General features: G+C 63.2%; 11 protein-coding genes. 7 read left to right on the forward strand and 4 right to left on the reverse strand.

The window, feature by feature from the left end; all coding sequences use genetic code 11:
- Positions 1 to 34: 34 nt before the first annotated feature.
- On the reverse strand, positions 35 to 1645 hold the full coding sequence (locus KA354_11290) for a glycine--tRNA ligase (protein ID MBP7935221.1): 1611 nt from the start codon (positions 1643 to 1645) through the stop codon (positions 35 to 37).
- Positions 1646 to 1705: 60 nt separating this feature from the next.
- The gene (locus KA354_11295; protein MBP7935222.1) at positions 1706 to 2386 is read right to left on the reverse strand and encodes an LOG family protein; all 681 of its coding nucleotides are present in this window, start codon (positions 2384 to 2386) and stop codon (positions 1706 to 1708) included.
- 307 nt (positions 2387 to 2693) lie between these two features.
- Here KA354_11295 and KA354_11300 point away from each other — a divergent pair, with 307 nt between their 5' ends.
- The 7 genes from KA354_11300 to KA354_11330 all read left to right on the forward strand — a co-directional run bounded on the left by KA354_11300 (position 2694) and on the right by KA354_11330 (position 10830).
- On the forward strand, positions 2694 to 3983 hold the full coding sequence (locus tag KA354_11300) for an MltA domain-containing protein (protein ID MBP7935223.1): 1290 nt from the start codon (positions 2694 to 2696) through the stop codon (positions 3981 to 3983).
- Between the two features lie 114 nt (positions 3984 to 4097).
- Positions 4098 to 5390 carry an ABC transporter permease gene (locus KA354_11305; GenBank protein MBP7935224.1) on the forward strand — a complete coding sequence of 431 codons (1293 nt, stop codon included), beginning with the start codon at positions 4098 to 4100 and terminating at the stop codon, positions 5388 to 5390.
- Positions 5391 to 5903: 513 nt separating this feature from the next.
- Positions 5904 to 6884, forward strand: coding sequence for a sigma-70 family RNA polymerase sigma factor (locus tag KA354_11310; GenBank protein MBP7935225.1), 981 nt, complete (start codon positions 5904 to 5906; stop codon positions 6882 to 6884).
- A 471-nt stretch (positions 6885 to 7355) separates the two neighbouring features.
- The gene (gene thiS / locus KA354_11315) at positions 7356 to 7556 is read left to right on the forward strand and encodes a sulfur carrier protein ThiS (GenBank protein MBP7935226.1); all 201 of its coding nucleotides are present in this window, start codon (positions 7356 to 7358) and stop codon (positions 7554 to 7556) included.
- The gene (locus tag KA354_11320) at positions 7556 to 8395 is read left to right on the forward strand and encodes a thiazole synthase (protein MBP7935227.1); all 840 of its coding nucleotides are present in this window, start codon (positions 7556 to 7558) and stop codon (positions 8393 to 8395) included. Before thiS ends, KA354_11320 begins: the two co-directional genes overlap by 1 nt.
- A gap of 10 nt (positions 8396 to 8405) precedes the next feature.
- Positions 8406 to 8858, forward strand: coding sequence for a hypothetical protein (locus tag KA354_11325; GenBank protein ID MBP7935228.1), 453 nt, complete (start codon positions 8406 to 8408; stop codon positions 8856 to 8858).
- Positions 8859 to 8877: 19 nt separating this feature from the next.
- Complete coding sequence (locus KA354_11330) at positions 8878 to 10830, forward strand: DEAD/DEAH box helicase (protein ID MBP7935229.1); 1953 nt, start codon at positions 8878 to 8880, stop codon at positions 10828 to 10830.
- 58 nt (positions 10831 to 10888) lie between these two features.
- Here the strand turns inward: KA354_11330 and trpS are convergent, their stop codons facing one another.
- On the reverse strand, positions 10889 to 11863 hold the full coding sequence (gene trpS / locus KA354_11335) for a tryptophan--tRNA ligase (protein ID MBP7935230.1): 975 nt from the start codon (positions 11861 to 11863) through the stop codon (positions 10889 to 10891).
- A gap of 32 nt (positions 11864 to 11895) precedes the next feature.
- Entirely contained in the window at positions 11896 to 12576 is a 681-nt protein-coding gene (locus KA354_11340; protein MBP7935231.1) for a site-2 protease family protein, read from the reverse strand.
- Positions 12577 to 12587 lie beyond the last annotated feature (11 nt).

Genomic DNA, 12587 nt, shown 5'->3' on the forward strand with positions numbered 1-12587 from the left:
GCGGGTGACGCGGAGGTGGATGGGCAAGCCGTGTTCACATCGTGTGGCTTTCGAGCTTCTCGGTCAGGAAGTCGACGACCCGGCTCTTGTTGATGCGGTTTTGGCTTCCGGTATCGCGGTGGCGGACGGTCACGGTGTTGTCTTCCTTGGTCTGGCCGTCGATGGTGAAGCAGTAGGGTGTGCCGGCCTCGTCCATGCGGGCGTAGCGCTTGCCGATGGACTGTTTGGCGTCGTACTGGGCTGGCCAGCGTTTGCGGACCTCGCGATAGATCGGCTCGGCGATTTCGGGCAAGCCGTCCTTGGCGACGAGGGGGAACACGGCCGCCTTGATCGGGGCCAGGCGGGGGTGGAACTTCATCAGTTCCGGACTGGGTCGTGATTCGTCTACCGTGTATGCCTCGCAGATGAACGCCAGGGTGCCGCGGTCGGCGCCCGCGGACGGTTCGATCACGTGGGGGACGAACCGCTCCTTGCGTTCGTCGTCGAAGTAGCTCAGGTCCTTGCCGCTGCCCTTCCACTTGGGTTTGCCGTCCGGGCCGGTGTCGACGACGAGCTTACCGTCCTTATTGACCAGCTTGCCTTCCATATGGCTGCGGAGGTCGAAATCGCCGCGATGGGCTACGCCCTCCAGCTCGCCGAAGTCTCCGGCGGCGAGGAACGGGAAGGCGTATTCGATATCACTGGTGCCGCAGCTGTAATGGCTCAGCTCGTCCTTATCGTGTTCGCGGAGGCGGAGCTTGCTGCTGGCCAGGCCGAGGCTGGTGTACCAGTTGAAGCGTGTGTCCCGCCAGTACTCGTACCACTTGTTGGACTCGCTCGGATGGCAGAAGAACTCGATTTCCATCTGCTCGAATTCGCGTGAGCGGAAAGTGAAGTTTCGGGGTGTGATCTCGTTTCGGAAGCTCTTGCCGATCTGGGCGATGCCGAAGGGGACCTTGATGCGGGTGGTATCGCAGACGTTCTTGAAATTGGCGAAGATGCCCTGGGCGGTTTCGGGGCGGAGGAAGGCTTTGGAGTCGTCGTTGATCAGGGCTCCGACGTAGGTCATGAACATGAGGTTGAATTCACGGGCCTCGGTCAGCGTCTGGGCGCACTCTGGGCAACGGCGGGGGGTGTCCGGGCTGATCTTGGAGAGGGGCTGGATTGTCGCGGTGTACTCGCCCCTGGCGGTCTTGACCCGGGCCTCGCAGCCGGTGACCACGACCTCGGCCTTCTTGAACTCGGCGGTGTTGGTTTGTTTGGCCCAGGCGGCGATGGACTGGGGCAGGGCTTCGGCCGCGCCGGCGACACCGTCTGCCTCGACGCCGAGCACGGCGCCTGGCCCGGCTCCGCCAGCCAGGGTGGCGATGAACACCTTGTCGGCCCGGAACCGTCGCTTGCAGTCGGTGCAGTCCACCATCATGTCGCTGAACAGGTCATGGTGTCCGCTGACCTTCCACACCTGGGGGTGCATGATGATCGCGCAGTCGAGGCCGACCATGTCGTCGCGGGAGTGGACCATGTCGTGCCACCAGGCATCCTTGATGTTGCGTTTGAGTTCGACGCCGAGGGGGCCGTAGTCCCAGAAGCCGTTGATGCCGCCGTAGATTTCGCTGCTTTGGAAGATGAAGCCGCGGCGTTTGCAGAGGGCGACGATTCGATCCATCACGTTGCCGGTGGGTGCTGCCATGATAAGCCATCCTTTAAAAAACATGTTCACTTAGGGCTAGGCGTCAGGTGTGGGACCGGCGTTTTGCCGGTCGAGTGACAGGTTGGAAGCCTGTTCCACACTCCGGAGTGGGATAGGCGCTCGCGACGCCACGGAGGAGCCTGCCCCAAGCCGGCCGGTATCGGGCGGGACGGTCCTGGTCGCGATATCGACAATCTGCTGTGGCGTATCCACCAGGTAGACGTGCTGGCCGTGTCCGGGCCGCTGGGCGATAATTCGTTTGATCATCGGCCGCCAGAAATCGCCGACCACGAAGATCGGCCGGGGCGGGATCAGCTGCTTGCAGACGAACTCCCAGACCAAGCTGAGCTCGGTCATGGTGCCGGTGCCGCCCTCGAGGATCACGTAGCCGTCGGACATGATCATCATGTCCTTGATGCGGAGCATGACGTCGGTATGGTGGATCTCGCGGTCGATCCAGGGGTTGGCGGCCAGGGTTCGGCCCCGGGCGGTATCGAAGGCTGAGCAGGTGACGCCGATGGTTTTCCCGCCGGCGTCTTTGGCTCCCTTGGCGCTGGCCTCCATGGTGCCGTCGTATCCCCCGTTGGCGACGGTGTAACCGGCCGTGGCCAGGGCATGGCCGATGTCATAGGCCAACTGGTACAGGAGGGAGCCCGGTTTGGGCGAGTAGCTGCCGAAGACGCAGATCACTGGGTGGCCGTTGGGTATTCCGCTCACGCTGGGCACCTCCGAATCCGGTGAACTGTACCCGATTGTGGGGGAGGACAAAAGGGCCGGTCCGGCCTCATGGTGGCGTGGTCCAACGACCGATAATTGCACATTGGCGCAGGCTACGCGAGACAAGCGGCGATCGCGAGGCTAGAATGCCACCTGATCCGGACGGATCGGTCCGTGGCGCGGCCGGTCGGCGGGCGGGCAATCCACACCCCACGAGTCACGGCTTTCGGCGACGAGCCAACCGGCACATACGAGTGTGGGTGCGATGGGTGGTTTGGGGCGGCTCCTTGGTCAGGGAGGACACAACGTGTCTTGGTCACGTCTTGGCTGGTACATGGTCCTGAGCGGTCTGGCGCTATCATCGACGGGATGTCCACCGAGGCAGACCCAGCCGATCCTGGAGGACAAGAAGGACTATGGTGCCTCCCTGCCGCCTGGTGAGCTAGCCCTGGTCAAGATTGGCCCCGAGCAGTATCCCGACTTTGGCGCCGGCTACGAACACCGGAAGGGGCTTGAAGAAGCGGCGATGCACAGTCTGGAGTTCCTGAGCCGGCCGTCGTCGCGGAGGTCTTTTCCCTACGGTGATATCACCCATGAGCGGGCGGTGGCGAGCGTGGAGGCGTTTGTGCAGACGCTACGCACGGCGCGTTCGGGCGAGGAGCTGGATTCGCTGATCCGGCAGCGGTTTGAGGTGTACATGTCGCGCGGGTGCGACGAGAAGGGAACGGTGTTGTTCACCGGCTACTACCGGCCGACCTTTGATGCGCGGCTGAGGCCGGAGGGCGAGTTCCGGTACCCGCTTTACCGGCAGCCGCCGGACCTGGAGCACAACGAGGTGACGCAGCGTTACCAGCGTAAAGGCGGCGGCCCGTACCTGAGTCGAATCGAGATTGAGAAGGGTGGTCTGGCGGGCCAGGGGCTGGAGTTGTGTTATCTGAAGGACCGATTCGAGACCTACATTGTGACGGTGCAGGGTTCTGGCCGGCTGCGTATGGCGGACGGGGCGCTGCTGGATATTGGCTACCATGGCGACAACGGTTACGACTACACCTCGATCGGGCAGGACCTGGTCAAGCGTGGGCTGATCACGCCGGAGCAGTTGTCGCTTCAGGGGCTGATTCAGTTTTTCAGGCAGCATCCGGACCAGTTGGACGAGGCCATGTCGCTGAACAAGCGGTACGTCTTTTTCACCCCGCGGCCGGGCGGGCCGTTCGGCAGCTTGAACGTGCCGGTGACGCCCTTCCGTTCGATTGCGACCGACAAACAGGTGTTTCCGCGGGCGTGCCCGGCCTTCCTGGTCACGCAGTTGCCGGCCCGTACGCAGAGCGGGGTCATCTGCAACCACAGCTACAGTGGCTTTGCCATGGATCAGGACACCGGCGGAGCGATTCGGGCAGCCGGGCGATGTGATGTTTTCCTGGGCACTGGCCCGGAGATTGGCGAGCTGGCGGGGCGGACGCTGGCGGAGGGTAAGCTCTACTACATCTTCGTCAAGCAGCATGGCGGCCTGGGGGAGTCATCCGCAGGCGCGTCTGCCGGGCCTGGCCGGTCGTCTGGAAACGAGACAGAGCTTCCGCCGAGCTCGGATACGCACTGACGGGGGCGGTCGCGGGCCGCCGGGCAGCCGCTTCGGGGGATGGATCCGTAGACTGGGCTTTGTGGCTTCCGGCCTTTGCCGAGAGAACGTGGTCCCGGTTACAATAAACCGGCTATGTTCACCGGAATCAGCGCGGAGACCATTCGGCTCGGCATCAAGAACATCCTGCTGCACAAGCTGCGTTCGTTCCTGACGACGCTGGGCATCATCTGTGGGGTGGGGGCGGTCATCTGCATGCTCTCGATCAGCGAGGGGGCCTCGGAGGCGGAGATGAACCTGATCCGCCTGCTGGGTACTCACAACGTGATCGCCAAGTCGGTCAAGCCCCAGGCCGGCGGTGATGTCTCCGAAGGGCGGTCCCGCCTCCTGGAATACGGTTTGACGGAAGAGGACCTCGGGTTGATGTACGCGACGATCCCGCACATCGAGCGGATCGTCCCGCTCCGAGAGGTGGCCTTTGAGGTGTGCCGCGGTCCCAGTCGTTACCCGGTGACCGTCGTGGGTGCCGATCCGGCCTTCTTTGAGACGGTTCGGATCGGAATCAGCCAGGGGCGGACCATTGAGTCGTTGGACAGCACGCAGCTGGCCAAAGTCTGCGTCATCGGTGCCGAGGTCCGCAGCCGGTTGTTTGCCTATGAGGATCCCATTGGCCGATCGATCATCGTCAACAGCTTCACTGCGGGCACCATCCCCTACGAGGTCATTGGAGTACTGGATCGCGTGGAGACGGCAGGCCTGCCGGCCAGGGGTATCGGGGAGCGCAATCTGAACAGCGAGGTTTTCATCCCGCTGGCGACGGCCGATTCTCGCTATGGGGACATCAAGGTGCAGCGGAGTAGCGGCACCAGCGAGTATGCCAAGTGCGCCTATAGCGATTTCTACATTGAGGTCGATGCTCTCGAGCACGTGCGGGAAGTGTCCGAAATGGTTCACCGGGCGATCAGCTTCCGGCACACGAAGCAGGATTACACGATCAACGTGCCGCTGGAGCGGCTCCGCATCGCCGAGGCGGAGAAGCGTCGACGGCAGATCACGCTGGGTACCATTGCGGGCATTTCGCTGCTGGTCGGCGGTATTGGGATCATGAACATCATGCTGGCCACTGTTACCGAGCGGACCCGGGAGATCGGCATCCGCCGGGCGCTCGGAGCCAAGCGGCGGCACATCATCCTTCAGTTCCTGATTGAAGCCATTGTGCTCACGACCGTCGGCGGCATTCTGGGCATCGTGAGCGGGGCGACCGGAGCTCATGTCATCACATCCTGGGTCCACTGGCCGACGGTTATCCACCAGTGGGTGATCCTGGTCAGTTTTGGCCTGGCGGTGGCGGTGGGGCTTTTCTTCGGCATCTATCCGGCGGCGGCGGCCGCGCGACTGGATCCGATCGAAGCTCTGCGTCACGAGTAGGTGGGGCGCTGAGAGAGCCCGGGTCTCGAATCCTCCACGATAGCGAGACGAGGCGACTGGGGTTGGCTGGTCGGCGAGGCAAAGTCAAGGATGGCTTGCCGCCCGGGCGGCGTGTTGGCGTCCGGGGGATAGGGCGAAAACCCCATGTTATGTGATTCGCAGATCCTCAGTCGCTGTAACGTTCAATTGCGCAAGACGTTACGGGACTGTTGTTGTGCTCGAGGACTGGGAGTTGGGTCCCCGAAAAACCGCTTGGCGGACACCTGAACGTGACGTATACTGTATTTGACATCGGACTCCCCTCCGATGTCTCTCCCCAAACGGGACGTCTTTGCTGTGGCTCTCATGGAGACGTCTCAAGACTCCTCACAACCGAACACGGCGCCCTGCCTCTTGACTTTTTGTTGTTCGGGGGCAAGTGCGATTCGCACGGCAGGCGAATCGTATCGTACATACAGTGGTGGTCCTTCATCGGTCCTGCGGGCAACCGATTGGAGGACCGGGGAGTGGATCATGGGAACCGCACATGTCCGGAAGACTGAGGGTGAGCAGGATTGCGCGTTGGCGATTCCTGAAGCGACTCGACCGACGATGAGCCAACTGGATCGCTTGAACGAGCAGGAACGGGCTCTGCTCTTGCGGCTGCTGGCCGAGCCGGTTGAGTTCGTGAGCCATGACTTGTTCGCCAAGGGCATTGCGGAGGAGCTCCTGTTCGGGGGCGAGGCGGTTCTCGCCCCGGAGACCACGTACTTTGTCGAGCGGAATGAGCCGGAATTGAGCATGGAGCCGGGGGAGACGACCTTGAGCACGAGCCAGGAGATGCTCCTGTTCCAGCGGTTCAATTACAGCCGCATGCGTATCACCCGCATTCTCGGGCAATACAGTGGCAAGCGGATGCCCATGATCGCGGTGCGGGAGTTGCTGGGCTGGGCTCATCGGGTGATGGAAGCTCGCGGTCTGATCGTGCAGGCGAACATGCCTCTGGTGCTGGCCATGGCCAAGCGGACCCGGCTCAACGCTCTGGACTTCAACGAGTTGATCAGCGAGGGCAACTTCGCTCTGCTACGGAGCGTGGACAAGTTCGATTGTTCCCGCGGGTTCAAGTTCAGCACCTATGCATGCCGGGCGATTCTCAAGAGCTTCTCGCGGGTGGCGATGAAAGCCAGCCGGTACCGGGGCCACTTTCCCACCGAGTTTGACCCGACCATGGAGAAGAGCGACTTTGCGGACACCAAGCGGGGTGATGTCGAGACCGAGTGCGTGGATGAGATACGCGACATCCTGGCCCGCAATCGGGCATCGCTGAATGACATCGAACAGACCGTGCTTCGCGAGCGGTTCGCCTTGGATGCCGAGACTCAGCCGGCCAAGGGCAAGACGCTTGAGGAGGTCGGGGCGATGATCGGGGTGACCAAGGAACGCGTTCGGCAGATCCAGAACAAGGCTCTGGCGAAGATCCGCTCGATCCTGGACGACAATTACCTGGCGGCATAGGAAGGAACGCCGAAGCGCCGAAGGGGAGGCGTTGAGTCCCGACCGGCCTCTGAGGCACGGTTTGATGGGGCGGCATACGGCGTGGGCGGCGGATTGCGGCCCCGCGGGGTGCATCGGCGGACGCCAGGGGTGCTGATTGCCCACCGACGACACTGATCGTGCGCCGCCCATGTCTACAAGTTCCGATCCGCCTGGTCATCCGCAGCCGCTGGAGTTGTTTTCGTTCGCGGGCATCATCGCTGCGATCTCTCTTGGCGATCAGCGAAGCCGACGCCATGGATGGCTGGCCGGTGGCGCAGCGTGCGGGCCGGGGGGGAAGGCTTCCGTTTCTTGCTCACCGGTGCGGCCTGTCCGGCCAAGGACGCCCTCCATCGAGCGGCCGGATCACGCTTTCGGCGGCGTGAGTTCCGCCGATTGATCGCCCCCATCGGCTTTCTTATAATCGGCCGTTGGTCACAGGAGTTGGGTGCGATGCGCGTGCGGGTCAACGGCAAAGACAGGGATCTGGGTTCGGAGATGACCGTCGGCGGGCTGGTGGCTTCCTACAACTTGAATCCGAAGCATGTGGCCGTGGAAGTCAACTGTGAACTGGTGCCGCGCCGAACCTATGATGTCACCCTGTTGCGCGAGGGGGATCGGGTGGAGATTGTGACCCTCGTTGGAGGCGGCTGATGGAGTCGGATCCGGTCAAACTGGGGCCGTTCACGTTCACCTCGCGGTTGTTTGTGGGCACCGGCAAGTACGCGGACTTCGACCAGATGAACGCGTGTCTCGCTGCGTCCGGGGCCGAGGTGGTGACGGTTGCGGTGCGCCGGGACGTGCTCACTCCCGAGGGTGGGCGGCGGCCCAAGAGTCTGCTCGACGCGCTGGACACGAAGCGCTATACGGTTCTTCCGAACACGGCCGGCTGCTTCAGTGCCCAGGACGCGATTCGCGCTGCCCGGCTGAGCCGGGAGCTGTTGGAGGGCTTGGACAATCCTGGTGCCCAGTGGGTGAAGTTGGAGGTTCTGGCCGACAAGCGTACGCTTCTGCCGGATCCGGTGGGCAGTCTGCAGGCGACGGAGACCCTGGTCAAGGAGGGCTTCGCCGTCCTGGTGTACACCTCGGACGATCCGGTGATGGCCAAGCGGCTGAAGGAGGCGGGGGCGACCAGCGTCATGCCGGCAGGCTCGCCGATCGGCAGTGGCCAGGGGGTGCTCAACCCGAACAACATCCGCATCATCCTGGAGTATCTCAAAGAGAACGACCCGAGCTACCCGGTGATTGTCGATGCCGGGGTAGGAACCGCCTCGGACGTCACCATTGCCATGGAGTTAGGCAGTGACGGCGTGTTGCTGAATACCGGGATTGCGGGAGCCGCGGACCCGCTCCGGATGGCCATGGCCATGCGTCATGCGATCGAGGCCGGCCGGCTGGCCTACGGTGCCGGCCGGATCTCGAAGAGGCTTTATGCAACGGCATCGAGCCCGACGGAGGGTGTGATTGCCGCGGCCCCGGGCCCGCGCACTTAGGATCGACACCTTGCAGCGCCGAACCCGCAATCTGATGTGCATCTGGATCATCCTTGGTGGGCTGATCAACGTCCTGGTCTACACCGTGTGCTACGCGGCGCTGGGCGGTGATGCCCGCAACGGATGGAAGGAGACGGTGCTGAACGAGGCGGGTGAGCCGGAGAGCCGGTACATCATCAGTGGGCATTTCATTCACGGCTCGGACGTGGGGCGTAAGCGGGTAGTTCCGCAATGGGTTTGGATTTACAGCTTCCTGCACTCGATTTCGCTGTGGCCTACCGAAGGGGCGATGGTGATCTGCATGCTCATTCTCGCCCGCCCGCACATCATCGCGACCATGAAAGAGAGCACCTGGATGCCCGGTCCCACGTTTGTGACGGTGGTCATCACGATCACGGCGGTACTCTGCGCAGCCATGACCCTGCTGTTCAGCATCAACTTCATCCGCGAGTTATGTGCTTGACCGCGGAGGAGGCCGCGTCATGACGGTCGCTGACATTCTCGGACCGGGGGGTACCATTGCCCGGCGGTTGCCGAACTACGAGCAGCGTGCGGAGCAGTTGGAGATGGCGGCGGCTGTCGAGCGGGCGTTCGAGGAGTCGCGGCACCTCGTGGTCGAGGCGGGCACGGGCGTGGGCAAGAGTTTTGCGTACCTGATCCCGGCCATTCGGCGGGCGACGACGGCCAACCAGCGGGTGATCATCAGCACGCACACCATTGCCCTGCAGGAACAGCTTGTGGAACGCGACATTCCCTTCCTGCGGGCCATCTGGCCGGACGAGTTCACGGCGGTGCTGGTTAAAGGGCGGGGCAATTACCTTGGCATCCGGCGGCTCAAGCAGGCCAGCGACAGACAGAAGCTGCTGCTTGCGGCGCATCCGCACCTTGAGGAGCTCTGGCGGATCGAGGACTGGGCGTACAAGACGGAGGATGGATCGCTGTCGGATCTGTCGCCGAGCCCGGATCCGCTGGTTTGGGAGCTGGTTCGCAGCGAGCACGGTAATTGCCTGGGCCGGCAGTGCGATTATTACCCCAAGTGCTTCTACCAGCGTGCCCGGCGGCGGGCAGCGAATGCCCAGATTCTCGTTGTCAACCACGCCCTGTTGCTCAGTGATCTGGCTTTGCGGCGCGTGAATGAGAAGGCCGGGATTCTGCCCAACTACGACCTGGCGGTGATCGACGAGGCCCACTGCTTCGAGAGTGTGGCCGCGGAGTACTTCGGGGTCAGCGTTTCGGAAGGACAACTCCGCTATCTGCTCAACCGGCTGCACCATGACCGGACCGGCCGGGGTTTTCTCAAGATCCACCCGAGTGAGCGGGCGATCCAAGCGGTCGAGCATGTCCGCCAGGTGGCCGAGCAGTTCTGGGCCAACTTGAGTGAGTGGCAGGACATGGATGGACGGCCGAACGGGCGGATTCTGGGCCGCGTGCCGATCGAGAACTCGCTCACGCCCGCCCTTCGGGGGCTCAAGGAAGTGCTCGAGCGGGTCCGCAAGGATCTCAAGAAGGCCGACGACGCCTACGAGTTGACCAGTCTTCTCGACCGGGCGGGGGCGTTGAGTGACGACTTGCGGCACCTGATGGAGAGCGATTCTGCGGCGAGTGTCCGCTGGATCGAAGTTTCAGGAGGCCCGCGGCCTGCCCGGTGTCTTTGCGAGGCTCCGATCGTGGTTGCGGAGGTACTGGGGGACGTTCTCTTCGGCAAGACTCAGAGCGTCGTGTTGACCAGCGCCACGTTGTCGGTTGGCCGCAAGGACGGCTTCAGGTACATTCGATCGCGGCTGGGGCTGGAGGATGCCGACGAGCTGCAGCTCGGCTCGCCGTTCAACTACCAGGAGCAGGCCGAGTTGTACATCGAAACCGGTCTGCCGGAACCGGAGGACGGGGTCCACTTCGTGCCCGCCGCAACCGCGGCCGTAGAGCGGCATGTGCTCGAGACCCGGGGGCATGCGTTCGTGCTGTTCACCAGTTACCAGATGATGAACCAGATGGCTGCATCCCTGCGTCCGGTCTTCGAGGAAGCGGGTCTGGGATTGATGGTTCAGGGCGAGGGGCTGCCGCGCTCGCTCATGCTGGAGAAGTTCCGTCGCGAGCGGGGCTCGGTGATCTTCGGCACGGACAGCTTCTGGCAGGGGGTGGACGTGCCCGGAGACGCCCTGGTCAACGTGATCATTGTCAAGATTCCCTTTGCGGTCCCCGACCGGCCGATCATCGAGGCCCGCATCGAGCAGATCAGAGCTTCGGGCGGCAACCCGTTCATCGACTACCAGCTTCCGGAGGCAATTTTGAAGTTCAAGCAGGGCTTCGGCCGGCTGATTCGCACCAAGACGGATCGTGGGCGGGTGGTCGTGCTGGACAAGCGGATCAAGACCCGGCGGTACGGCAAGGCGATGCTGAAGGCCATTCCGCAATGCCGGGTCATCGAGATTGCGTAGGTTATCGGCGTGGAGACCGCCGGGCGGCGGTGGGCGGTCGGCGGTGGCATCGCTTTTCTCACCCGGCGGTCAAGAGCCCGCAGGCCTTACGGACTTCGCGCATGGTCTGGGCGGCCACTTCTCGGGCTCGTTTGGCTCCGTCGGCCAGGACGCGGTCGACCTCCTCGGGGTGCTTGACCAGTTGCTCATAGCGTTTGCGGGCCGGGCCGAGGGTCTGGACGTACAGCTCGGCCACGCGCTTCTTGGCCTCGCCATAGCCCATGCCGCCTTTGCGATACCGCTCTTCCCACTGGCGAACCTCGTCCCTGGCCGCGAACAGCCGCAACAGGGCCATGACGTTGCACTTAGCCGGATCCTTGGGCTGGTCGACCGGCGTCGAGTCGGTCACGATGGACATAATCTGCTTGCGGGCGGCCTTCTCGGGGCCGAACAGTTCGACGGTGTTGCCGTAGCTCTTGCTCATCTTTCGCCCGTCGATGCCGGGGATGACCGCCACCTCTTCGCCGATGAGCGGCTCCGGGCGGACCAGGATCTCGCAGCCGAACGCCTGGTTGAACTTGGTCTGCAGGTCCTGGGCAACCTCGACGTGTTGTTTCTGGTCCTGGCCCACGGGCACGAGCTGTGATTTGACGATGAGGATGTCGGCGGCCATGAGCACGGGGTAGGCGAACAGGCCGTGATTGGGAGAGATCCCCTGGGCGATCTTGTCCTTGTAGGAGTGGCATCGCTGGAGCAGTCCCATGGGGGTCACGCAGGACAGGACCCAGGTCAGCTCGTTGACCTCGGGCACATCGGTCTGGCGATAGAACACGGTCTTGGCGGGATCCAGCCCCAGGGCGAGGTATCCGGTGGCCACCTCTCGGGTGTACTGCTCGAGCATTGCCGCGTCGTTGAGGCTGGTCAAGGCGTGGTAGGTTGCGATGAAGTAGAAGCACTCGTGGTTCTTCTGCATGTCGATCTGCGGGCGCATCGCCCCGAAGTAGTTGCCCAGATGAAGGCGTCCCGAGGGTTGGATTCCGGATAGGACTCGCATGACTGACATTTTCCTCATACGCCGGCGTGCGTTCAGTGCATTCCGGCCCCATACTTCAAGAGCACATTCACCAGTGGCTCGATGAGTCGGCCAAGGACGCCCTGGCCTGTCTCCTGATCAAGAACCACCGCCCGGTCGAGGACAATGAAGCCCAGCAGCATGAACGGGCCGTAGGTGGCGGTATCGGCAAAGCCCTGCTGCGATCGGGGCGGCAGCAACTGAAGGGTGATATGAAAGCCGTCCAGCGGGTAGATCGGCAGGCAGTTGAAGACTGCCAGGCTGGCGTTGATGAGCACGCCGACGAAGCAGAACAGGAACACGGCGTCGAGCGGCCGAGAAGCGGAGTTCTCCATGAACGATGGGACGCCACCGCCCGCGTGAATCACGGCTCTCAGGAGCAGGGCGAAAGCGAGGGCCATCACGAGGTTGCTGCCCGGGCCGGCGGCGGAGGTGACCAGATCGCCGGTGCGCGGGTTCCTGAAATTGGCCGGGTTGACCGGCACTGGCTTGGCCCAGCCGATGGGTGCGAACACCAGGCAGATCGCGCCCAGGGGGTCGAGGTGCCTGATGGGGTTAAGCGTCAACCGGCCCATGCGGGCGGCCGTCGGGTCGCCCATTCGGTAGGCGAAATAAGCATGACAGAACTCGTGCACGGTCAGGGCCAGCAGCACGAGCGGCACGCGAATCAGCAGGTCAATGGGATCCAGGTTCATCCTTTGTCGGA

The sequence above is a fragment of the Phycisphaerae bacterium genome (assembly GCA_018003015.1).
Lineage (GTDB): Bacteria > Planctomycetota > Phycisphaerae > UBA1845 > PWPN01 > JAGNEZ01.

Bases quoted from the DNA above. Each gene is read 5' to 3' on its own strand.
- KA354_11330 (MBP7935229.1), top strand. From the start codon at position 8,878: ATGACGGTCGCTGACATTCTCGGACCGGGGGGTACCATTGCCCGGCGG.
- KA354_11310 (MBP7935225.1), top strand. From the start codon at position 5,904: ATGGGAACCGCACATGTCCGGAAGACTGAGGGTGAGCAGGATTGCGCG.
- trpS (MBP7935230.1), bottom strand. From the start codon at position 11,863: ATGCGAGTCCTATCCGGAATCCAACCCTCGGGACGCCTTCATCTGGGC.
- KA354_11340 (MBP7935231.1), bottom strand. From the start codon at position 12,576: ATGAACCTGGATCCCATTGACCTGCTGATTCGCGTGCCGCTCGTGCTG.
- KA354_11290 (MBP7935221.1), bottom strand. From the start codon at position 1,645: ATGGATCGAATCGTCGCCCTCTGCAAACGCCGCGGCTTCATCTTCCAA.
- KA354_11305 (MBP7935224.1), top strand. From the start codon at position 4,098: ATGTTCACCGGAATCAGCGCGGAGACCATTCGGCTCGGCATCAAGAAC.
- thiS (MBP7935226.1), top strand. From the start codon at position 7,356: ATGCGCGTGCGGGTCAACGGCAAAGACAGGGATCTGGGTTCGGAGATG.
- KA354_11320 (MBP7935227.1), top strand. From the start codon at position 7,556: ATGGAGTCGGATCCGGTCAAACTGGGGCCGTTCACGTTCACCTCGCGG.